Consider the following 21,901-nt stretch of genomic DNA (forward strand, 5'->3'; position numbering starts at 1 on the left):
CCGGAACGACGTGGTGGAGGTCGTGCGACGTCGACCACGTCGTTCCGGGTCGGGGTGGCTGCCGCTCAGCGCACGCTGCGGATCGGGATCACGACGAGTGCGCCGACGAGTGCCACGATGCCGGCGCCCCAGAGCAGCACCGGGTAGTTGTCACCAGCGCCGACCCCGAGCAGCAAGGCACCGAGGGCCGGCGCGAAGGACTGCGGCAGGGAGTTCGCGATGTTCATGACGCCGAGGTCCTTGCCGGGCTTGTCCTTGTCGGGCAGGACGTCGACCACCAGGGCGTTGTCGACGGCCACGTAGATGCCGTAGGCGAAGCCCATGATCACCTCGGCGACGTAGAACACGGTGACGTCCTGCGCGTAGACGAGCACGACGAGGCCCACGCCGAAGAGCAGGGTCGAGCCGCCGACGAAGACCTTGCGGCGGCGCAGCCGGTCGGACAGCCAGCCGGAGAACGCCGTGCCGATCATGAGCGCGATCGTGTAGAGCAGGACACCGAACGCCACTGCCGAGGTGGCGCGTTGCGCGGTCATGCCGAGGTGGTCCTGCATGTAGAACAGCCGGAACGTCGTGAACAGGAACGTGGCGAGGATGATCAGGAACCGCGACCACCACGCCAGACCGTAGTCGCGGTGCGTGATCGGGTTCGTCCAGAAGGTCTGCACGATCGTGAGCCACGAGAACGGCTTCGGTCGGACCTCGGGGATGCGGTCGGGGGTGACGAACGCGTACACCAGCACGCAGAGCACGCCGAGGACGCCGGGCAGGATGAACAGCAGCGGCAGGTTCTCGACCAGCAGGACGGCGGCGTAGGTGCCGGCGAGCACGGCGAGGTTCTGCGCCAGCCCGATCACGCTCGATGCCCGGCCGCGTTGCAGCTCGGGGACGTTGTCCGCCCAGCTGGCCATCATCGCCGAGTACGCGGCGTTCGACCCGAGCTGGCAGACGATCCACGCCACGGTGAGCATGCCGACGTTCGGCGAGGAGGCCACCATGGCGAGTCCGCCGAGCAGCACCAGGATGCCGGCGAGCAGCCACGGGCGCCGCCGCCCCCACCGCGTCCGGGTTCGATCACTCAGGGCGCCGAACAGCGGGTTGCCGAAGATCGCGCCGAGTGATCCGAGCGGCAGCGCGACGGCGATCACCGAGGCGGGGTCGTCCGGGTTCAGCGCCTGGGCCTTCAGCTGCATGCTGACGTAGACCGGCGACAGGATCGCCACGTAGATGCCGAACTGCGCCAGTCCGAGGGCGGTCAGGTACCAGTTGCTGACGTGGTTGGTCGGGGTGGCGGTGGTGAACGGGTGCGCCGGCAGCCTTGTCGACATCGACTCCTCCTCGGGTCGTGTGCACGTCGTCCGGTCGGAAACCCGGTCATCGGTGACGCGTGTTTGGCTCGTGCTAACCTGACGACGTCGGCGATGTTATCTCGTGCCAAGCACAAACGCCACCGCCCGACGACGAACCACGGAACCGCGAGCACTGGAGCACGATGATCCCCACCGCCCTGCCCGAACCCGAGCTCTTCACGACGGCGTCCGGTGATCCGTCCCTCGGCTGGGGGATCGTCGGACCCGGCTGGATCGCCGGCGAGTTCGCCACCGCGGTGCGCGCTTCGACCGCCCAGCGCATCGTCGCCGTCGCGTCCCGGTCACTGCCCCGCGCATCCGCGTTCGCTGCCGAGCACGGGATCGAGGCGGCCGTCGAGGGTGTCGACGCCCTCGTCGCCCGGCCCGACGTCGACGTGGTCTACATCGCGACACCGCAGAGCGAGCACGCCGCGGTGGCCCTGGCAGCGATCGCCGCCGGCAAGCACGTGCTCATCGAGAAGCCCTTCACCGTCACGGCTGCCGAGGCCCGCACCGTCGTCGACGCCGCACGCGCCGCCGGGGTGTTCGCGATGGAGGGCATGTGGAGCCGGTACCTGCCGCAGGCCTCGGTGCTCCGGACCCTGCTGGCGGACGGAGCGCTCGGCGAGGTGCGCAGCGTGCTCGCCGACCACGGCCAGGCGATCCCGTTCGGCCCGGACCACCGGCTGTTCCGTCCGGAGCTCGGCGGGGGAGCGCTGCTCGACCTCGGCATCTACGCCGTGCAGTTCGCCTCGATGGTGCTCGGCGCACCGCAGCGGGTGACGGCTCGCGGGCGTCTGACCGAGTCGGGCGTCGACGCCTCCGGCTCGCTCGTCCTCGAACACGGCGCCGCCCAGGCCGTCCTGCACACGACCATCGCCGCGCGGACGCCGACGACCGCGTCCATCGCCGGCACCGAGGGCACGATCGCCTTCGCCGGGCCGTTCTACAACCCGACGACCTTCACGATCTCGGCCGCCGCGCACGGATCGCCCGTCCTGCACTGGGATGACCCGACACCGCTGCGGGGCTTCGCCGCCCTGGCGTGGGAGGCCACTGCCCTGGCACGCTTCGTCGGCGAGGGGCGGACGGAGTCCCCGCTGCACACCCTCGACGAGACGATCTCGATCCTCGAGACCATCGACACCGCCCGCGCGCAGATCGCCGCGGGCTGAGCAGGAGACGACGATGTCCGACCTCATCACCACCCTCGAACAGCAGGAGCGCGACCTCGTGCTCGACGCCTTCACCCACGACGACGCCTGGGAGCTGGGTTCCCTGATCCGCGGCATCGCCCACGAGGCCGGCCACGCCGTCGGCATCGACATCCGACGTCCCGGCCTCGGGCTGTTCCGCGCCGCCACCCCGGGAATCACCCCGGACCAGCACGTCTGGATCGACCGCAAGGCCGCGGTGGTGCTCCGGATGGAGCAGTCGAGTGCCCTCGTCGACGCCCGGTTGTCCGCCGCCGGGGTCGATCCCGCTGCGATCGGATGGCTCGGCGCCGAGTACGCCGTGACCGGAGGGTCGTTCCCGATCCGGGTCCGCGGAGCCGGGGTGGTCGCCGCGGCGACGGCGTCCGGGCTGTCCTCGACGGAGGACCATGACCTCGTCGTCGCCGGCCTCCGTGCGTTCCTCGAGGAGCGCCGGTGACCGCACTCCGCGTCGCCGTGATCGGGACGGGCATGATCGCGGACGCGCACGTCCGGGCGGCCCGTGACGCCGGCGCGGTCGTCGGCGGGGTGCTCGGCTCGTCGGCGTCGCGATCCCGGCAGGCCGCCGAACGGTGGGGCGTGCCGGCCGGGTACGCGTCCGTCGACGAACTGATCGCGGACCGGCCGGACGTCGTCCACGTCTGCACGCCGAACGACACCCACGTCGACTACGCCCTGGCCGCCACGGCGGCCGGGCTGCACACCGTCGTCGAGAAGCCGGTCGCGATGACGCTCCCGGACGCCCGACGGCTCGCCGAGGCCGTGCACGCCGCCGGCACGGTGAGCACGGTCCCCTACGTCTACCGGTACCACCCGATGGTCCGGGAGCTCCGTGCCCGGGTCGCCGCCGGCACTCTCGGCCGGGTGCTGACCCTGCACGGCTCGTACCTGCAGGACTGGATGGTGTCGCCGGACGCCTCGACGTGGCGGGTCGACCCGGAGCGGGGCGGGCCGTCGCGGGCGTTCGCGGACATCGGGACGCACTGGACCGACCTGGCCGAGTTCATCACCGGAACTCGGTTCACGGAGTTGACCGCCCGGACGTCGATCGCCTACCCCGAGCGCCCCGATCCCACCTCCGCCGGTGCATCGTTCGGCGGAAGCGGAAGCGCTACCGGCGCCGGCGCGGGCACCGGCACCGTCCCGGTCCGCACCGAGGACACCGCCGTCGTGACCTTCGCCACCGCCGACGGCACCCTGGCCAACACCGTGGTCTCGCAGGTTGCGGCCGGCCGGAAGAACCGCCTGTGGATCGAGGTCGACGGCTCGCAGGGTTCAGCCGTGTTCGACCAGGAGCACCCCGAGTCCGTGTGGTTCGGCGGCGAGCACGGTTCCACGACGGTGCACCGGGCCGAGGGGCCCGTATCCGCCGACCAGGCGCGGCTCAACCGGACACCGGCCGGGCACTCGCAGGGCTGGACGGACGCCTTCGCGGCGTTCTGCGCCGACACCTACGCCGCGGTCCGTGGCGAGACACCCGAGGGACTCCCCACCGTCGAGGACGGCGTCCGCTCGCTCGAGGTCGTCGACGCCGTCCTGCGCGGAGCCGCGACCGGACGGTGGACGAGCACCAGCACGGAGGAACGATGAGCACCACCACCAACCCCGTCACCCTGTTCACCGGGCAGTGGGCCGACCTGCCCTTCGAGGAGGTCGCCCGCCTGGCCGCGGAGTGGGGCTACGACGGCCTCGAGATCGCAGCGTCCGGCGACCACCTCGACCTCGCTCGCGCGGACGAGGACGACGCCTACCTGCGCAGCCGGCTCGAGGTCCTCGACCGCCACGGCCTCGGGGTGTGGGCAATCTCGAACCACCTCGCAGGGCAAGCCGTCTGCGACGACCCGATCGACTTCCGCCACCGCGCGATCCTGCGCGACGCCGTGTGGGGCGACGGTGACGGCGAGGGAGTCCGGCAGCGCGCCGCCGCCGACATGCAGCGTGCGGCCCGTGTGGCGCGGAAGATGGGCGTCGACACCGTCGTCGGGTTCACCGGGTCGAGCATCTGGCAGTACGTCGCGATGTTCCCGCCCGTCGGGCAGGACGTCATCGACGCCGGCTACCAGGACTTCGCGGACCGGTGGAACCCGATCCTCGACGTGTTCGACGCCGAGGGCGTCCGCTTCGCCCACGAGGTCCACCCATCCGAGATCGCGTACGACCACTGGACGAGCGTGCGTGCCCTCGAGGCGATCGACCACCGCTCGGCCTTCGGGTTCAACTGGGACCCGTCGCACATGGCGTGGCAGGGCATCGACACCGTCGGCTTCATCACCGACTTCGCGGACCGCATCCACCACGTCGACTGCAAGGACACCCGCATCCGTCCTGCGTCGGGCCGGCAGGGCATCCTCGGATCGCACCTGCCGTGGGGCGACCCACGCCGCGGATGGGACTTCGTCTCGACCGGGCACGGGGACACCCCGTGGGAGGACGCGTTCCGCGCACTCCGGCACATCGGCTACGCCGGCCCGATCTCCGTCGAGTGGGAGGACGCCGGCATGGACCGCCTGCACGGCGCCGCCGAGGCGGCCGCGTTCGTCCGCGCCCTGCTCTGGCCGCAGCCGCAGGCTGCGTTCGACGCCGCCTTCAGCAACCAGTAGCGGTGGTCGTCACCGCGTGACGGACGGGAGGCCCGGTGCCAGCTGGCACCGCGCCTCCCGTCCGTCACCTGGTCGCGTTCGCGACCCGCACCCGCTCAGGCGGGCAGCGGCACGAAGTCGAACTCCTGGAACGACGCGACCTCGTCCGCCCAACGGGTGGCGACGAAGCGTTGGTGCGCGGGGTGTGCGTCGTACGCCGAGTAGGTGTCCTGGTCGGCGAACACCATCGAGAACTGGAACCGGAAGTCGCTCTGCGTGGACACCTGGCGCGACACCGTGAAGTCCTGCACGCCGGGGATCGCCGGCAGGGTGTCGCGGGCGGTCTCGAGGAACGCGGCCTCGTGCGGGGATCCCGCGGCGTGGACGAGCGTGAAGCAGACGGTGTGGACGATCATGCGGGTTCTCCGGTGGGGTAGTCGACGAAGGCGAAGGCGGATCCGTCGGGCGCCCACCCGTTGACGTTGAGGGTGCCCTGCCCGCCGTCGAGCTCGACGATGGTCTCGGCTGCCTGCCAGACCTCGGGTCCCCAGGCGCTGACGGATCCGTCACCGGTGACGAGGCGCAACCGCACGCGCTTGTCGGCCGGGTGCCCTTCGGTGCCGGGCGGGAACGACAGGTAGACGGCGGCGTCGTCGGTCGGGGCGGGATGTGGGAACCAGTTGACGTGCTCGTCGACGGTGAGCTGCTCGATGCCGGTGCCGTCCGGACGGACCCGGGCGATCTGGGCGTGCCCCGGTGTGGTCTCGAACTGCTCGGTGTTGAACAGGATCCACGCGCCGTCAGGCGTCCACTCCGGGCCGTCGGCCGCGGAGGGGTCCGTCGTCACGGCGCGGTCCGCGCTGCCGTCGACGCCCATCACCCGGATCGTGCCCGATGACCAGACCTCCTGACCGGACGGGTCGAGCCGGACGTAGGCGAGCTCGGAGCCGTCGGGGCTGACGCCGTGCAGGAAGTGCAGGCCGCCGTCGTCCGCGGTGACCCGGGTCGCTGGGCCGCCGGCGAGCGGGGCGCTCCAGATGTGGAAGTCGTTCGCGCTGACGTGCACGGTGACGCCGTCGGGATCGAGCACGTGGTCGTTGTTCAGGGGCGGGACGTCCTCGATCGCGACGTGCTCCGGAGCTGCGGCGCCGTCGGCCGGCATCGTCCAGAGGACCCCGTCGCCGTTCAGGACGAGGCGGCCGTCGGTGGTCCAGTTCGGCGCTTCGTAGAGCCGCTCGGCGGACTCGTGCACGGTGGTCACGCTGCGGTCGGCTCGGTGCCAGATCCGGATCCGGCAGGTCTGGCCCGGTGCGAGCACGCGACCCGGGGCTGCATCGTCGAGGGGCATGGCACACCTTTCCACAGTGAATGTTGGCTCGTGACAACCCTACCGGATGGCGATCGTGATCCACATCGCGGTGGAGGGCGCGAAGGGCTAGCCTGATCAGACGGCGAACGTCCGACCATCACACCGGAGTCATGGCAACGCAGAACTGAGCCAGCGCACCCGCGCAGGCAACCGCATCGCGAGCGACCCGCTCGCGATCCTTCTGCACGCCTGCGACGGCTCTGCGTCGCGATGATTCCTGGGATCCTTCGTGTTATTCGCCTCTGCCCGACTCCGGGCCGCACGCTCAGCACTCGCCGAACACCGCTTCGTCACGTTCGCGGTGCTCATCGACACCGTCGGCGCCGGCCTGACGCTGCCACTGACGATCGTCTACTTCACCCTCACCACCGACGTACCCCTCGCGGTCATCGGTCTGCTGTCGACGGCGGCGTCCCTCGTCGCGCTGCCGATCGGTCTCCTGGGCGGGGTGGTGACCGATCGCCTCGGCGCGAAGGTGTCGATGATCGTCAACAACCTGATGTCCGCCGCGGGCTTCGCGGTCTACCTGATCGCAGACGACCCGGTCTTGGTGTTCGTCGCGATCTTCCTCGCCAACGCGTCCGAGCGCCTGTACTGGACGTCGTGGACTGCCTACGTCCACGACCTCGCGGACGGGCGACCGTTCGAACGGTGGTTCGCGTTCCTCGAAGCGATCAAAGCGGCAGCCCTGGGCTCAGGTGCGATCCTCGCGGCGGTCACGCTCGCGCAGGGGCAGGACGGACTCCGCTGGCTCATCCTCGCGAACGTGGTCACGAGTGTCGCGGCGGCGGTCGTCTTCGCCGCGCAGCGAACCGGCGAACGGGCACGTCACCCGCAGCCGCCACGCGGTGCGGACGAGTCGTCCGGGACGATCCGGGAGTTCTTCGCGGACCGCTCGATGCGGCTCATCACCCTCGGGCAGTTCCTCATCGGCCCGGCGATGGTCCTCCCGAACGTCGCCCTCAGTGTGCTGTTCGTCCAGCAGTGGCACATGCCGCCGGCGGTGGCACCCGTGCAGTTCGCCATCGCCACCGCGCTCTGTGCCGTCTTCCAGACCTCGGTCACGCGGTGGGTCGTCGGGTTCCGGCGCGGGTCGTTGGTCGCGGTCGGCGCCCTGCTCACTGCGCTGACCGCACTTCCGCTCATCGTCCTCCCGCCGCTGGACGGTGCAGCGGCCTGGTCCTACGTCGCCGTCGTCGGGGTGCTGCTCGCAGCGGCGGACATGATCGCGTTGCCGGCCGCCAACGCCGTCATGGCCGAGGCTCCGCATCCGCGCGTGCGGGGTCGCGCGATCGGCGTGTTCCAGACCGCGAGCTCGATCGGGATGGCTCTCTTCCCGCTCGGTCTCGGACTGCTCGACACCGATGTGCCGTGGCTGCTCTGGGTGATGACGGTGCTGGTGTTCGCCGGGGCGGCGTGGAGCTGGCGCGCGGCCGTGAACGGCCTGCCTGCCCGGGTGCAGATCGCCTCACCGGGTGACGCAGACAGCTGACGGGCCGGAAGAACTTGTACCGAGCTGTTGACACACAGACGCTCCGGCTTGTACCTTCTGGACAGTACATTGGAGGGGTCATGGAGTACGTCGTGGGATTCGCAGGAGTGCTGGTCGCAGCACTCGCAGTCGGTGGGCTGGCCGGATGGCTCCGGCTCCGCCGGTCCTCGTCGAGTGCACGAGGCGCAGCTGTGGTGGTGGCGCAGCGGGCACTCCTGGTCCGGGTGGTCCTGAGCCTCGTCGTCGGCTTGGCCGTGTTCGTCGCCTGTGCGGTCGCGGGGACGAACGCGCGAGCGCTGCAGGGCGTGTCGTTCTTCGTGGGGCCCAGCGCCGGCGCAGGGGTCGCACTCCTCGTCTTCGCCGCGATCCCCGCCGTCGCGATCGACGGCGCGACGGCGCACCGCTCCGCGTCGTTGCACGTACGGTCCGCACGGAGTGCCCTGTTTCCGCAGCAGTGGCGGCGTCTCTGGTGGGCGGTCGGATGTGCCGTCGGCATCGTCCTGGTTGCGGGGCTCGGATCGGCTCCCGCGCCGGACGGGCGGTGGCTGTGCACGAGCGTGTTCCCGATGCAGTGCCCCGCCGGCGACGGGCCGTACCTCTTCCCCGGCTGGTACTTCGGCCTTCCGGCGCTCCTCGGCATCGCGCTGCTCTCGGCCGGGGTGTGGGCGTCGCTCTGGCGGATCGCGGTGACCCCGGCGGCGGCCTGGCCGGATCTCGATGCAGCGGACGGAGCGCTGCGCCAGCGTGCGGGGCAGGTCGTCGCACTGGTCGGGACTGCCGCTGCGCTCCTGACCGCGGCGGTCTTCCTCTCGGCGGCGGGTCTGCCGCTGATGAACGCGCTGCACCTCGACTCCGGTCTGGCCGGAGAGGCCGCAACGGTGGTGGCACGGCTCGGGATGGTCGTGGTCCTGGCGGGAGTCGTCGTTGCGTTCGCGGGCGTCGTCACGGCCGTCGCGGCGGTCGTCCGGGCCGTGACGGCAGCCCGCCTGATCGCGACGCAGGCGGTCGCCGCGTGATCACCCTCAGCGGCGATGACCCGACGCCACCGTTCGAGCAGGTCCGCAAGCAGCTGGCGGACGCGATCCGGTCCGGTGAGCTCACGGCCCACGAGCGGCTCCCGTCGATCAGACAGCTCGCCGGCGATCTCCGCGTCGCCCCGGGGACGGTCGCGCGGGCCTACCAGCAGCTCGAGGCAGACGGCTTGATCACCACCGGCCGCGGCCGCGGGACCACGGTCCGTGAGACGCAGTCGGTGTCCGATGCAGTCGTCGCGAGCGTCGCGCAGATGGTCGAATCGGTGCGGGGCGACGTCGAACTCGACGCGCTCCTGGCGACCGTCGCGTCGATGTGGGAAGGACGTCGGCGCTGACGGTGCCGACACGGTGCGCCGTGCCTCGAGACTGATCCCTCGCCCGGGTCAGCTGACCCGCGCCACGCGCCGACGTGCCCACAGCACGACGACGGCAGCGAGTGCTCCGCCGACCACCGCGCCGATGGTGTTCGTGATCCAGTCGCTCGTGTCGCACGACCGACCGATCGCGGGGACGACCGCCTGGACGACCTCGATGAGGACGGAGAACGCGCTGGCGCCGACGGCCGCGAGGACCGGGCGCCGCCACCGCACCCCGGCCAGGAATGCGACCGGCACGAACAACAGCACGTTGGCCGTCGACTCGACCGCGGTCGGCGCCAGGTACGGCAGCCCGACGTTGCAGGTGACGTCGGACCGGGGAGCGCCGTCGGGGGACAGGGTGAGCGCGAGCGTCACGACCACGGCGAGGCCGAACAGCACGGCGGTGAGCCGCGGCAGGCGCGCCAGCCAGACGCCCACGACGGGCGCGACGACGATGACCGCGATCAGCACGCCGAACGCGAGCCACGGTACTTCGATGAGCAGAGTCGAGAGCATGGATCTCCGGACGGGAGGCCCGGTGCCAGCTGGCACCGGGCTTCCCGTCACTCAGGGGTGTCGGATCAGAGCGCGGCGCGACGACGGCGCACTGCGCGTGCGCCGATCAGGCCGGCGCCGACCAGGACGAGGCCGACCGCCCACGGCAGGGCGCCGGTGGCGTCCGAACCGGTGTAGGCGAGCTGCCCCGAGGTCGGGGCCGTCCCACCGACGGCGACCGTCGGCGCCGTCGACACCGTCGACACCGTCGACACGACGGGGCGCACGTCGACCGGGAACGAGGTGCTCTGCAGCCCCTCGCCGCCGACGGTCAGCGTGTGCGTCGAGGCGTGCGGGAAGGTGACGCCGACGGCGCTCTCGGCGTCGAACTCGGTGTAGGGCGCGATCACGTCACTGGCGACGTCCGAGGTGACGATCGGCGTCCAGACGGGGTTGCCGTCCTCGTCGGCGAAGTCGATCGGGTTCCCGAAGCGGTCGACCAGGTTGCCGGAGACGACGAGTGTTCCGCCTTGCGCGACCGTCGGACGTCCACCGTCCACGACGTCGAGACCCCCGAAGGAGCCGTCCTCGTCGGTGGTGAGCTTCACGGTCAGGACGGTGCCGTCCGTGCCGATGATCCACATCGTCTTCTTCGGCGCGTCGATCGACTCCGCGTCGAGGGTGAAGACCTGGACGCCGTACGCGGCGGCCGGGTCGACGGTCAGCTCGACGTACTGCGTGACCGACTCGGTACCGCTCGTGGCCGTGATCGCGAACTGGTACCAGGACGCCGTCGTGGCGGTGCCGCTCAGCTCACCGGTGGCGGCGTCGAAGGTGATGCCGTCGGGCAGCTGGATGTCCGGACCGAACTCCTCGTCCGTGTCGTCCGGTTGGAACCCGAACCCGATCGTCCAGCCGGAGTCGCCGGAGCCGCCGGAGGTGCCCGGGGCGAGTGCCGCTGCCTGCGACTTCGTCATGACGACGTCGTCGTCGTCGTCGCCGTCGTACCAGGCGAGCGCGTACGTCGGCGCGGGGGAGCCCTGCGCCCGGAAGGTGTACGAGAACGGGTCGCCAGCGGTCGTCTCGAGGGCGAGCGGGTCTCCAGCGTCCGCCCCCGCGGCGATCGCCGTGCCCGCGGCGTCGACGAACACCGGGTCCTGCGTGACGGGGGCCGAGGTCGCGGTCACGGTCGCCGTCGATCCGTCCGGCAGGGCGCCGGTGACCTGGACCGACACCCGTTCCCCGGCCTGCGCCGCATCGATCGTGTACGAGCCGCTCGTCGCCAGCACGGTGGTGGAACCGGCCTGGGTCCAGACGTACCGGAACGCCCCGTCCTCGTCGAAGCCGACGGGGACGGCGGTGAGGACGGAACCGACCTCCGTGTCGCCGGTGATCGTGACGGCGGGGTCGACGGCCTGCTGCGCGGTCGGCGCCGAGGTCGGTGACGGCGTGGCGGTCGGCACTGCGGCGGCGTCGGCGGGATCGGCGGTGGCTGTGCGGTCCGGTTCGGACGCCGTGGGCGTCGCGGCGTCGTTCGACGGCTCGGTGGTCGTCGGTGCAGCATCGGGCGACGGCGTCGGGGACGTCGGGTCGGACGGCTCCGCAGCGGTCGGCTCGGACGGATTCGCCGTCGGTGGAGCGGTCGGCGCCGGGGCGTCGGTCGCCGCGGGAGCGGGCGTCGCGGTCGACGTCGTCGGGTTGCTCGCCGGGTCGGCGTGGGCGGCCGTCGCGGTCACGAGGCCGAGGCCCGTGGTCAGCGCGACGAGGGCTGCGGTGGTGCCGACGGCGCAGGCGTGTCGGACGGTGGAGGCGCTGTGGCGCACGGGTCCCCCTGGATCGTGTCCGGTCGGGTGCCGGATCGTGTGGATCAGCCGAGAAAGCTCAGGCGTCCTCGGATCGTAGGGCCTGGGACCGCTTCAGACCGACGGGGAGTCCGGATCGTGACCATGACTGGGGGCGGCGGTCGTCGCGCGGAACCCCCGGTCGAGGAACGCGATGATCCACCCGAAGCTCGCGTCGACGTCGGTGCGCATCTGGAACCCACCGGACGTCTCGATGGTCGCGAAGCCGTGCAGGACGCTGCGCAGCAGGCGGAGCGCGTGCACCTCGTCGGCGGGGTCGAGCCCGTAGCCGCGCAGCGCTGCTGCGAACGAGGCGAGGGTGCGCTCCAGGGCCACGGCCAACGGGTCGTCCGGCCCGGTGGGACGGATCCCGACCGTCGCCTCGTACCGACCGGGGTGGCGCTGCACGTACCGGCGGACGGTCTGCGCGGCCGCCTCGACGGCGTCGCGCCCGGCGAGCCCCTGCATCGCGTCGCGCAGGTCGTCGCCGAGTTCGTTCGCGGCGAGGATCGCGATCCGGCGGGTCAGGTCGGTGAGTCCGTCGACGTGCTTGTACAGCGACGGCGACTTCACGCCGAGCCGTTCGGCGACGACGCTCATGCTCAGCCGTGCGAGCCCGATCTCGTCGGCCAGCCCTGCCGCTGCGGTGGTGACGGCGGCGGGGTCGAGTCCTGCCCTAGCCACGGTGGCCACCGGCCGGCGCGAGCGTGCGGCCGAGGAAGGGGAGCACGAGCGCGAGGACCTCGGTCGGGGTCTCGGTGTGCGGGTAGTGGCCGGCACCGTCGATGACGGCCAGCTCGCCGAGCCCGTCGGGCAGGTCGGCCAGGACCCGCTCGCCCTCGACCCGCGGGACGGCCCAGTCGGGGTCGGCGCTGCCCTCGATCACCAGGACGGGGCACCGCACGTCCGCCAGCCGTGCACCGGCGTCGGCGGGTGCGGTCTTGGTCATCGCGCGCAGCGCCGCCATCCGCTCCGGCTGTTGCAGCGTCGACTCGATGCGGCCCAGTTCCTCGGTCCAGTCGGTCGGCTTCGTCGGCACGGCGAGGTCCAGGTAGGCCAGCCAGCCGGCCAGGCTCCCCGTCGTCATCACCTTGGCGAGCTGGACCGTGCCGGCGCGGTGGCGGCGGTTCCGGAGCAGGCCGCCGAGGTCGACGGACTGCTTGCGCGTGAACGGCGCCAGCTCGACGATGCCGGTGACGACGTCGGGGGCCTCAGCGGCGGCGATGGTGGCCGCCCCACCGCTGATCGACTGCCCGACGATGACCGCGGGGCCGCCGAGGCGCCGGACGACGGCGATCAGGTCGCGAGCGATGTCGGCGCGCTGGTACGACGCCCATCCCGTGCTCGAGTCGCCACACCCGCGGATGTCGACGTTCGCCACGCGGTAGCCGGCGGCGACGAGTTCGGGGACCAGGAACCGGTACGCGTGCCGGCTGTCGCCCATGCCGTGTGCGAGGACGACGAGCGGGCCGTCGCCAGTGACGTCGTACGCGATGGTGCCTTCGTCGGTGCGCAGGTGTTCGAGCATGACTGCCTCCATGGCTAAGTGTGTTAGCTAAAAGCTAAGACGATTAGCCGACGCTGTCAAGCCCGCCACGGCAGTCGCGTCGCGCTGCGGCGGACGGGAGGCCCGTGGCGGGCCCGCACCGGGCCTCCCGTCCGCTCGTCGGTCGCCGTCAGTGCACCGTGTCCAGCGTGTCGGACAGGTCCAGCGACCAGACGGCGACCCCGGTCAGGCCGAGCCGCTCGGCGAGTGCCACGCGCTCGCGCAGCGACCGTGCGTCGGACCACCACAGCACCTCGCCACTGGGCAGGGTCGCCGTCCACTCGCCCGCTGTCGCGTTCCAGGTCGGGGAGACGCCGGCCTTCCGGACGCGACGACGGGCCTGGTCATCGGACAGCTGCCCCGCCGGTCGCGGCCCCTTCCAGTGGTAGCCGTACCCGGCGACGCCGAGCACGATCTGGTCGGCGGGCGCGAGGGTGGCGAGCGCCCTGGCGGACTTCGACGCCCAGGGCAACGACCCGACCGGCCCCGGTGCGTCCGGCTCCCACGGGCCGTGCTGGTCGTAGGCCATCAGCGTGAGGTGGTCCAGCGGAGCGCGGAGCGCCCGGACGTCGTACCCCATGCGCGCGTACCCGGCCGCGGTCGTCGACGCCGACAGGGCGATGTCGAGCCGGACGTCGTCGCCGACCGCCGCACGGAGCTCCCGCGCGAAGGCCGTCAACCCCGCCCTGTCGGCGGCGGTCAACGCCTCGAGGTCGATCATGACCGAGTCCCATCCGCCGGAACGCACGTCGGTCGCGAGCGCGCGGACGACGTGGGACCGGTTGGCGGGAGACCGGAGCATCCTCCGGGCGATCGGCTCGCTGAAGTCGCCGTCGGCGTAGTTGCTGACGAGCAGCTGCGCCTCGAGCCCGCGGGCGTGCGCCCGGTTGCGCTGTGTCCTCGCCTCGCGGGACGGGGCGGTGACGCGCGTGCCGGTCCGGCTCAGCAGCAGCCCGTCGACGCCGACGACGTCCATCGCGGCGGCGTCGGCGTCGATCAGCGCGGGGTCCGCCCCTTCCGGCTGGAAGCCCGTGACGTCGAACCAGTCGGGGGCGCCGGACTCGGCGTTCGCGGGGCCCGTGCAGCCGGTCAGGACGAGGCCCGCGGTCAGGGCGACGGCGAGGAGGACGGAACGCGGCCTGGTGATCACGCTCCGAGTGTGTCAGGCCGGAGCAGCCGCCGCGTCGACCGGTGTGCTGAACTGCTCGACCAGCGTCCGCTTCAGGACCTTGCCGCTCGGTCCGAGGGGCAGGGCGTCGACCACGTGCACGACCCGCGGGAACTTGTACGCCGCGATCTCGTCGGACACGAAATGGACGAGCTCGTCCGGGCTGACGGTCGCGCCGGCGCGGAGCACCACGGCGGCCTCGATCTCCTGGCCGTGCAGCTCGTGCGGGACGCCGAAGACCGCGGCCATGGTGACGTCCGGGTGCGTCGCCAGCACCTCTTCGACCTGCCGCGGGTACACGTTGTAGCCGTTGCGGATGATCATGTCCTTCGTGCGGTCGACGATCGTCAGGTACCCGTCGTCGTCCTTCGTGCCGAGGTCGCCGGTGCGGAACCAGCCGTCGACGATCGCCGCGTCGGTGTCCTCCGGCCGGTCCAGGTACCCGTTCATCAGGTTGTGCCCGCGGATGACGAGTTCGCCGATCTCGCCGTGCGGCAGCAGCACGATCGCGTCGGGCGTGGCCGGGTCGGCGATCTCGACGTCGACACCCCACACCGGCGTCCCGATCGTTCCCGGTCGGGGCGCGCGGCCGACGTGGTTGAAGGTGGCCACGGGCGACGTCTCGGTCAGTCCGTAGCCCTCGTGGACGGGCGCGTCGAACACGGACTGGAACCGCTCGAGGACGGCCAACGGCAACGACGCGCCGCCCGAGATCGCGTAGCGCAGGTCCGGTCTGGCGTCGCCTCGGGTCGCGGCGTCGAGCAGTGCCATGTACATCGTCGGCACCCCCATGAAGATCTCGCAGCCGTGCTCGACCATCGCCGACAGCGCTGCGTCGCCGTCGAACTTCGGGAGCATCACGATGGTGGCGCCCGCGCGGAACCCGGTGTTCATCGTGCAGGTCTGACCGAACGTGTGGAACAGCGGGAGCGCCCCGAGCAGGACGTCGCCGCGGTGCATGTCGAAGGTGCTCATCAGGTTCGTGTTGACCTGTTCGAGCAGGGCGAAGTGCGAGCCCTCTGCACCCTTCGGCTTGCCGGTGGTCCCGCTCGTGTACAGGATCGTCGCGGTGTCGAAGGGGTCGCGGGGGACGTAGGTGTCGAGGGGTTCGGCTGCCGCGGCCAGGGCCTCGAGGCGGTCTGGGACGTCGTGGCCGTCGTGGTCGGACGGTGCGAGCACGGTGATGACGTCGACGCCGGCGAGCTCGGCACCGGCCGCGCCCTCGGCGAGCAGCGGGGCGGCGCAGACGAGCAGCATGGCGCCGCTGTCCTGCAGCAGGTAGTCGATCTCGCGCCGCTTGAGCAGCGCGTGGACGGGGACGACGACGGCGCCGAGTGCGAGGGTGGCGTAGTAGACGCGGGCGAAGTCCGCGACGTTCGGCACGAGCATCGCCACGCGCGATCCCTCGGTGACCCCGCGGGCCCGGAGCGCTCCGGCGTAGGCGAGGGTCTCGGACCACAGCTCGGCGTAGGTGGTGCGGTGGTCGCCGACGATCACGGCGACGTCGTCCGGGTACCGCGCGGCGGACTCGGCCAGGATCGCGGCGACCGAGGCGGTGGCTCGGGTCGGTCTGGGGGTGCCGTGGTGAGCGGCGGTGGTGGGCTCGGTGCGCGTCATTCCGGTCTCCGTCTTCGGTGACGAGTGGTTCCCCGGATCATACGTGCGGTCAGAACGTCGTGCGCTCCTCGAACACCGACATGATCATGGCCGCACCGAGCCGCGCGCTCCGGGCGGGCTTCGCCGAGCCCTGCACCGCTGACTCCACCCGGGCGCCCTCGACCAGCAGCGACAGGGTCTCGGCGATGTGCGCCGGCATGTCCGCACGGGTGCACAGCAACGTGAGGTGGCTCTCGACGTCGCGGAAGTGCTCGGCTGCGAGCGCGGCGATCTCCGGGTCCTGCCGTCCGAGCTCGGCGTGTCCGTTGATGAACGCGCAGCCGCGCCACCCCTCGTCCGCGAAGCACTCCTCCAGGTAGCTGAAGATGCCGAGGATCTCGTCGCGGGGATCCGCCGAGGTGGTGGCGATGTGGTCCAGGGCCCGACGCCACGCGCCGTGCCAGCGTCGCAGGACCGCCACCACGAGCGCCTGCTTGGACGGGTAGGCCGCCGTCAACTCGCCCACGCTCATGCCTGCGTGCGCGGCGACGTCCTCGAAGCGCACCGGGATCACGCCGTGCGCCGTGAAGAGGTCGTCGGCGGCCTTGGATGCGGTGCGCTGCGCGGTCGTCTCGACGGCCGAGGGCGTGAGTGTGAGGAGCGTCATGGGGAAGTGGGGATCACCCTATCGATCGGTGCGGACGGCGGCAGGTGTCAGGACACGAAGAAGTCTGCGTAGGACGGGTCGGCGTGACCCATGTGCGCTTTGAGGCGGGCCTGGACGATCTCGTCGAGGTCGGCGGGCGGCGTCAGACCGCGTCGTCGCCACTCGACCGGGCTCTGGCGGAGCTGCTCGAGCGTGGTCTGGTCAGGCACCGTGCCGTTCCTGTTCTGCGAAGAGTGCGGTCATGTCGATGGCCTGGGTGCGGACGTCCTCGACCGCGGATCCCTCGCGGATCACGCGGAGAGTCCGAGCACGGCGGCGGCGGACGCGAGGACGCTCACCGAGACGATGCCGGTGCTCACCGCGGCGATCTGCAGCGTGCGCTGTCGCTGAGCGTCCCGCAGTTCGCTGAAGACGCCGCGGTGGCGGTTGCGCCGGCTGGTCACCGACGTCGCTTCGAAGGCTTGCTTGGGTGCGCTGATCGGGTGGACCGGAGTTGCGGTCACGGCGGTCATGTCGTCCTCGTGTTCTCCTGAGCGGCCCGTTGCCGCCGGATGAGACGACCGTACGAGCCGCGGGGTCGCCGGTGTGCGTCACGACCGACGACTCGACGGATCGCGGATGTCGGGAGCGGCCCGGCGGTCGAAATACGGACATCGCCTCGTCGCCGTGCACATCCGGTCCACGCGTCGGCGGGCGAGGAGAGCGCTTCTCGGACAGCGATGCGGACGGCCGGCTCCGGGTCCGTCACACTGCAGTCGGTGAACCGATGACAGACGAACGAGCTCGCGTGCAGGACGACGTCCGGTCCGCCGACGTCGACGAAGCCCGCGACTTCCTGGTCGGGGCGTACGACGCCTCCGAGTGGCGCGCCGAGACGACCGCGCAGCCCTTCACCTTCCGGTACTCGGCGGTCGGCGACTCGACGATGACGCTGCGCGCGATCCGGTTCGACGGGCACCTCGACGGCGTCATGACGCCGTCGGACGACTTCGTCGTGCAGTGGATCACCCGGGGTACCGGGTTCATCGGCGAGGGTGACGACCGCCTCGTGAGCGCTGTGGGTCGGCCGCAGTTGTGGCCGCAGGACGGCGCCGCGTTCACGTACCAGGACTACGACCAGCGTCTCGTCCAGATCAACCGGGCATCGCTCGAGGAGGTCGCCGGCGAGCGCGGCGCGGCGTCGGGCGGCGTGCAGCTCGACCACACCGTGCAACCCGACGACCGGGCGGTGACGATGTGGCGGAACACCGTCAAGCTCATCTCGCACACGGTGCTCGACCGGCAGGTCTCACCGCTGCTGCAGGCGGAGATGGGCCGGCTGGGAGCATTGGCGCTGCTCGAGCTGTACCCGGTCGTCTCGGCCACGTTGCCGGATGAACTCCTGCTCCCGCGCAACGCGCACATCCGCCGGGCCGTCGAGTACGTGCACGAGCACGCCCACCTGCCGATCACGAGCACCGACCTGGCCGAGGTGGCCTCCCTGAGCCTGCGTGCTCTGCAGCAGGCGTTCCAGCGGCAGCTCGGGGTGAGCCCGAACGGCTACCTGCGCGGGGTCCGTCTCGACCGGGTGCGCGACGAGCTCGTGCACGCCGACCCGGCGGGGACGAGCATCGCCGACGTCGCCCGGCAGTGGGGGTTCGCCCACGCTGGTCGGTTCTCGGCCGCCTACCTCGAGCGCCACGGCGAGTACCCCCGGGACACGATGCGGCGGGCGTGACACCCCGACGGCCATGATGGGTGCGTGCTCGACGACGACACCCACCGCCACCGACTGGTCGCGGTCCTCCGTGCCGTCGGGAGCTCGGACGACCACGCCGAACGGCTGCTGGGCGGATCCGTGAACCACACGTACCGGGTGCGGCGAGCGGTCGGTGCCGACGTCGTCGTGCGGTTCCCCGTCGACCCCCTGCGCTCGGACGAGTTCCCCGTCGAGGCGTGGGCCGCGCGAGCGGCTGCTGCAGCGGGCATCGCCGTCGCTCGGCCCCTCGACCACGGCGTCCAGGACGGCGTCCCCTTCATCGTGTCCGAGTACGTCGAACCCGACCCACGGCCGATCGAGCACCCCTGGACGTGGCTCGGGTCGTCCGCCCGCACCGTCGCTTCGATCGACCTGGCGGAGGCGCCGCCGTCGCTGTACACCCGCTTCGGTACCGACCTGGCTCAGGCGTGGTCGGCGCACCTGGCCTACAACAGCGCAGCGCTCGTCGCGGACGACCCACTCCGCCGGGACGGTGCCTACACCTCGGCCGGCGCGCTCCGGAGGCACTTCGAGCGGCTGGCCGAGGAGCACTTCGCGTTCGGGCTCGCGCACGGTGACCTGGCACCGCGGAACCTGATCACACGGGGACCGGGTCGTGCGCCCGTGCTCATCGACTGGGGTGCTGCCGAGACCGGTCCGTCACCGTGGACCGACGCTCGTCGGGTGTTCGAGTGGGCGTTCGTCGACGAGACGATCTCGCTGGCCGAGTACGACGAGTTCACCGCCGCCGCCGGGCTGGCCACCCCGGCTCACCACGCGACCCTGGCGTCGCTCACCGCGCTGCACCTCGTCGACGTGACCCGGTGGGCGCGGGATCAGCGGTCGGACCTGTACGCCGAGTACGTCGACCGGTGCCGGGTGGGTCTCGAGCGCATCGAGCGCATCGAGCGCGCTTCGAGGGAGTGAGCGGCGCGCGAACGCGGCCCCGAGTGGTCGTCGGTCACCGCGCGCGCAGGAACGCCACCTGCCGTTCCCAGTGTCGGAAGCCGCCACCCTCGTGCCCGTTGTACGGGTAGACCTCGATCTGACGGTCGGCCGACGCAAGCACGTCGGTCGACCCCAGCGCGTTGAAGGCGGCGAAGGTCGTGCGCGGCGGCACGACGTCGTCCATCAGGGCCACGGAGAACAGCGCCGGGGCGGTGATGCCGGCGGCGTGGTTCACCCCGTCGAAGTACGCCGCGGTGTCCCACACCGTGTCGGCTGCGTCGCGGTGCACGGACAGGTAGGTCGCGAGCTCCAGGTACGGGCCCCCGACGGCGATGTCGGTGCCGCCCTCCCAGTCGCACAGGAACGCGACGTCGGGCAGCACCGCGGTGATCGGTCCGACGTGGGCCTCGACCAGGGCAGCGGCGGCGATGGCGATGCCACCGCCCTGGCTGCCGCCGGTCAGGGCGATGCGTGACGGGTCGACACCGGGCAGCGTCCGCACGGCGTCCACCAGGCGGACGGCGTCGGTGTACACGCGGCGGTAGTAGTGGTCGGCGGGGGAGCCGATGCCGCTCGTCATCCACCCGCTCGCGTGTGGTCCGGAGCCGTGCGGGTCGGGGGTGTCGCCGTCGGCCCACCCGCTGCCCTGGCCACGGGTGTCCATGACGACGTGCACGTACCCGGCGAGGGCCCAGTGCACGCGCTCGCCGGGGCGCCCGCGGCCGCCGCCGTAGCCGAGGAACTCGACCACGACGGGCAGCGCGGTGTCACGACCGATCAGCGGTCGGGAGACCCAGGCGCGCACCAGATCGCCGGCGAACCCCGGGAACGTCAGGTCCTCGACGACGAGTCCGGTCACCGGGGTGTCGGCCGGAGCGAGGACGGCAGCCGTCTCCGCTCCGGCCGCCCGGGCCGCGGCGATCGTGTCCGCCCAGAACGCGTCGAAGTCGGCCGGTTGCCGGACCTCGGGTCGGTGCCGACGGAGTTCGTCGAGCGGGAGGTCGGTGCGTGCCATGGGTCTCCTCGGTCAGCGCGCCGCGGCGCGGTACTGCTCGAGCACCTCGGGGTGCGGGTCCGCCGGCACGGTCGTCGTCGCGATGTCCCACGACGGCAGCGCGCCGGTCAACGCCCAGGCTGCCTGACGCGCGGCTCCGGACGCCACGTACTCGCCCGGCTCCGGGATGAGCACGTCGCGCCCGAACACCTGCGCGGCGACGGTCCGGACGGCCTCGTTCCGCGCGGCCCCGCCGATGAGCAGCAGTCGCGACACGGTCACGCCGGTGCCCTCGACCGCGGCGAGTCCGTCGGCCAGGGCACAGAGCATGCCCTCCACCGCGGCGCGCGCCAGGTGCGGTCGGTCGGTCGTACCCGGGGTCATCCCGAGCAGTGACGCGGTCGCGTCCGGCCGGTTGGGCGTGCGCTCGCCGACGAAGTACGGCACCAGCACGAGGCCGTCGGCCCCGGCCGGCGCTTGCAGCGCCAGCTCGCCGAGCGCGTCGTGGTCCACGCCGAGCAGGCCGCCGATCACCTCGAGCACGCGGGCCGCGTTGAGCGTCGTGACGATCGGGAGGCGCGACCCGGTCCCGTCGGCGAAGCCCGCCACGGTCCCGCTCGGGTCCAGGACGTCGGTACCGGTGACGCCGAAGACGGTCCCGCTGGTCCCCAGGGACACCGCGATGTCCCCGGGAGCGAGCCCGAGTCCGAGCGCCGCACCGGCGTTGTCGCCGAGTCCGGCCGCCACGACCAGTCCGGCCGGTGCGACCGCGCCGTTCGGCAGTGCCACGTCGATGTCGAGCGTCCCCATCGCCTCGTCGTGCGCGACCACGCGCGGCACGACGACCGTGTCCGCGGTCGGCTCGGAGCCGGCGACGCGCATCGGGCGGCCGAGCGCGAGTTCGAACAGGTCCGGGGCGTACTCCCGGCGCACCGGGTCCCAGTAGGCGGTGCCGCTGGCGTCCGAGGCATCGGTGGCGAGTGCGTTCAGGTCGGGGCCGAGCGGACTCTCGTCGGCCGGGCCGTACCCGCGTAGCCGCCACGACAACCAGTCGTGGGGGAGCGCGACCGCTGCGACGTGGCCGGCGTTGTCCGGCTCGGCGTCGCGGAGCCACCGCAGCTTGGTCCCGGTGAACGATGCCACCGGGACCAGACCCGTCCGGGCGACCCAGGATTCCCGTCCGATCTCCTCGACCATCTGCGCGGCCGCATCCGCACTGCGCACGTCGTTCCAGAGCAGGGCGTCGCGGACCACGCGACCGTCGGCGTCGAGCGCGACCATGCCGTGCTGCTGCCCGGCGATCGCGACGGCGCGGACGTCGGCGAGCCCGCCGGCGTCCGCGACCGCGGTGCCGAGGGCGTCCCACCAGTGGCGGGGATCGACGGACGTGCCGTCCGGGTGGGCGGCACGTCCCTCACGGACGACGGCACCCGTCGCCGCGTCGCGGATCGTGACCTTGCAGGACTGGGTCGACGAGTCGACGCCGGCGACGAGCTGTGTCATCCCCGCAGC

At 72.0% G+C, this 21,901-nt stretch carries 23 protein-coding genes; 9 read left to right on the forward strand and 14 right to left on the reverse strand.

Annotated elements, in window-relative coordinates:
- Positions 1-65: 65 nt before the first annotated feature.
- Positions 66-1,328: an MFS transporter gene (locus DEJ14_RS04125; protein WP_111084872.1), complete on the reverse strand. Its 1,263-nt coding sequence runs from the start codon at positions 1,326-1,328 to the stop codon at positions 66-68.
- Positions 1,329-1,492: 164 nt separating this feature from the next.
- Between DEJ14_RS04125 and DEJ14_RS04130 the strand changes: the two genes are divergently transcribed.
- Genes DEJ14_RS04130 through DEJ14_RS04145 form a run of 4 tightly spaced genes read left to right on the forward strand, consistent with a single transcriptional unit; the run spans position 1,493 to position 5,163 of the window.
- Positions 1,493-2,524 carry a Gfo/Idh/MocA family protein gene (locus DEJ14_RS04130; protein ID WP_111084871.1) on the forward strand — a complete coding sequence of 344 codons (1,032 nt, stop codon included), beginning with the start codon at positions 1,493-1,495 and terminating at the stop codon, positions 2,522-2,524.
- Positions 2,525-2,537: 13 nt separating this feature from the next.
- Complete coding sequence (locus tag DEJ14_RS04135) at positions 2,538-3,002, forward strand: heme-degrading domain-containing protein (RefSeq protein WP_111084870.1); 465 nt, start codon at positions 2,538-2,540, stop codon at positions 3,000-3,002.
- A complete protein-coding gene (locus DEJ14_RS04140) occupies positions 2,999-4,153 on the forward strand; it encodes a Gfo/Idh/MocA family protein (protein WP_258373226.1) in 1,155 nt (384 codons plus the stop codon). The genes DEJ14_RS04135 and DEJ14_RS04140 overlap by 4 nt, the downstream gene beginning before the upstream one ends.
- A complete protein-coding gene (locus DEJ14_RS04145) occupies positions 4,150-5,163 on the forward strand; it encodes a sugar phosphate isomerase/epimerase family protein (RefSeq protein ID WP_111084869.1) in 1,014 nt (337 codons plus the stop codon). Before DEJ14_RS04140 ends, DEJ14_RS04145 begins: the two co-directional genes overlap by 4 nt.
- 95 nt (positions 5,164-5,258) lie before the next feature.
- On the opposite strand, the gene DEJ14_RS04150 is transcribed toward DEJ14_RS04145, so the two are convergent.
- Complete coding sequence (locus DEJ14_RS04150) at positions 5,259-5,558, reverse strand: Dabb family protein (protein WP_111084868.1); 300 nt, start codon at positions 5,556-5,558, stop codon at positions 5,259-5,261.
- A complete protein-coding gene (locus DEJ14_RS04155) occupies positions 5,555-6,490 on the reverse strand; it encodes a TolB family protein (RefSeq protein WP_111084867.1) in 936 nt (311 codons plus the stop codon). Before DEJ14_RS04155 ends, DEJ14_RS04150 begins: the two co-directional genes overlap by 4 nt.
- A gap of 250 nt (positions 6,491-6,740) precedes the next feature.
- Here DEJ14_RS04155 and DEJ14_RS04160 point away from each other — a divergent pair, with 250 nt between their 5' ends.
- From DEJ14_RS04160 to DEJ14_RS04170, 3 genes are all read left to right on the forward strand, one after another.
- Positions 6,741-8,003, forward strand: coding sequence for an MFS transporter (locus DEJ14_RS04160; protein ID WP_111084866.1), 1,263 nt, complete (start codon positions 6,741-6,743; stop codon positions 8,001-8,003).
- Between the two features lie 92 nt (positions 8,004-8,095).
- Positions 8,096-9,019 (forward strand): hypothetical protein, encoded by a 924-nt coding sequence (locus tag DEJ14_RS04165; RefSeq protein ID WP_258373225.1) that lies wholly within the window; start codon positions 8,096-8,098, stop codon positions 9,017-9,019.
- Positions 9,016-9,372, forward strand: a complete 357-nt coding sequence (locus tag DEJ14_RS04170; RefSeq protein ID WP_258373224.1) for a GntR family transcriptional regulator — start codon at positions 9,016-9,018, stop codon at positions 9,370-9,372. The genes DEJ14_RS04165 and DEJ14_RS04170 overlap by 4 nt, the downstream gene beginning before the upstream one ends.
- Positions 9,373-9,420: 48 nt before the next feature.
- Here the strand turns inward: DEJ14_RS04170 and DEJ14_RS04175 are convergent, their stop codons facing one another.
- The 9 genes from DEJ14_RS04175 to DEJ14_RS04215 all read right to left on the reverse strand — a co-directional run bounded on the left by DEJ14_RS04175 (position 9,421) and on the right by DEJ14_RS04215 (position 17,221).
- On the reverse strand, positions 9,421-9,912 hold the full coding sequence (locus DEJ14_RS04175; protein ID WP_111084865.1) for a VanZ family protein: 492 nt from the start codon (positions 9,910-9,912) through the stop codon (positions 9,421-9,423).
- Positions 9,913-9,977: 65 nt separating this feature from the next.
- A complete protein-coding gene (locus DEJ14_RS04180) occupies positions 9,978-11,714 on the reverse strand; it encodes a putative Ig domain-containing protein (RefSeq protein ID WP_111084864.1) in 1,737 nt (578 codons plus the stop codon).
- Between the two features lie 93 nt (positions 11,715-11,807).
- On the reverse strand, positions 11,808-12,416 hold the full coding sequence (locus DEJ14_RS04185) for a TetR/AcrR family transcriptional regulator (RefSeq protein WP_111084915.1): 609 nt from the start codon (positions 12,414-12,416) through the stop codon (positions 11,808-11,810).
- Complete coding sequence (locus tag DEJ14_RS04190; protein WP_111084914.1) at positions 12,409-13,260, reverse strand: alpha/beta fold hydrolase; 852 nt, start codon at positions 13,258-13,260, stop codon at positions 12,409-12,411. Before DEJ14_RS04190 ends, DEJ14_RS04185 begins: the two co-directional genes overlap by 8 nt.
- 148 nt (positions 13,261-13,408) lie before the next feature.
- A complete protein-coding gene (locus tag DEJ14_RS04195; protein WP_111084863.1) occupies positions 13,409-14,428 on the reverse strand; it encodes a glycosyl hydrolase family 18 protein in 1,020 nt (339 codons plus the stop codon).
- A 12-nt stretch (positions 14,429-14,440) separates the two neighbouring features.
- On the reverse strand, positions 14,441-16,063 hold the full coding sequence (locus DEJ14_RS04200) for a long-chain-fatty-acid--CoA ligase (RefSeq protein ID WP_111084862.1): 1,623 nt from the start codon (positions 16,061-16,063) through the stop codon (positions 14,441-14,443).
- A gap of 49 nt (positions 16,064-16,112) precedes the next feature.
- The gene (locus DEJ14_RS04205; protein WP_111084861.1) at positions 16,113-16,709 is read right to left on the reverse strand and encodes a TetR/AcrR family transcriptional regulator; all 597 of its coding nucleotides are present in this window, start codon (positions 16,707-16,709) and stop codon (positions 16,113-16,115) included.
- Positions 16,710-16,756: 47 nt separating this feature from the next.
- Positions 16,757-16,918, reverse strand: a complete 162-nt coding sequence (locus tag DEJ14_RS04210) for a hypothetical protein (protein WP_181437473.1) — start codon at positions 16,916-16,918, stop codon at positions 16,757-16,759.
- Positions 16,919-16,999: 81 nt separating this feature from the next.
- Complete coding sequence (locus DEJ14_RS04215) at positions 17,000-17,221, reverse strand: hypothetical protein (protein ID WP_111084860.1); 222 nt, start codon at positions 17,219-17,221, stop codon at positions 17,000-17,002.
- A 254-nt stretch (positions 17,222-17,475) separates the two neighbouring features.
- Here DEJ14_RS04215 and DEJ14_RS04220 point away from each other — a divergent pair, with 254 nt between their 5' ends.
- Both DEJ14_RS04220 and DEJ14_RS04225 read left to right on the forward strand, forming a co-directional pair.
- Entirely contained in the window at positions 17,476-18,426 is a 951-nt protein-coding gene (locus tag DEJ14_RS04220; protein WP_111084859.1) for an AraC family transcriptional regulator, read from the forward strand.
- A gap of 24 nt (positions 18,427-18,450) precedes the next feature.
- A complete protein-coding gene (locus DEJ14_RS04225; RefSeq protein ID WP_111084858.1) occupies positions 18,451-19,374 on the forward strand; it encodes a phosphotransferase in 924 nt (307 codons plus the stop codon).
- A 34-nt stretch (positions 19,375-19,408) separates the two neighbouring features.
- Here DEJ14_RS04225 and DEJ14_RS04230 read toward each other — a convergent pair whose 3' ends face one another.
- Positions 19,409-20,410, reverse strand: a complete 1,002-nt coding sequence (locus DEJ14_RS04230) for an acetylxylan esterase (protein ID WP_111084857.1) — start codon at positions 20,408-20,410, stop codon at positions 19,409-19,411.
- A 12-nt stretch (positions 20,411-20,422) separates the two neighbouring features.
- The gene (locus DEJ14_RS04235) at positions 20,423-21,892 is read right to left on the reverse strand and encodes a xylulokinase (RefSeq protein WP_111084856.1); all 1,470 of its coding nucleotides are present in this window, start codon (positions 21,890-21,892) and stop codon (positions 20,423-20,425) included.
- Between the last annotated feature and the right edge of the window lie 9 nt (positions 21,893-21,901).

It is taken from the genome of Curtobacterium sp. MCJR17_020 (assembly GCF_003234365.2).
Classification (GTDB): domain Bacteria; phylum Actinomycetota; class Actinomycetes; order Actinomycetales; family Microbacteriaceae; genus Curtobacterium.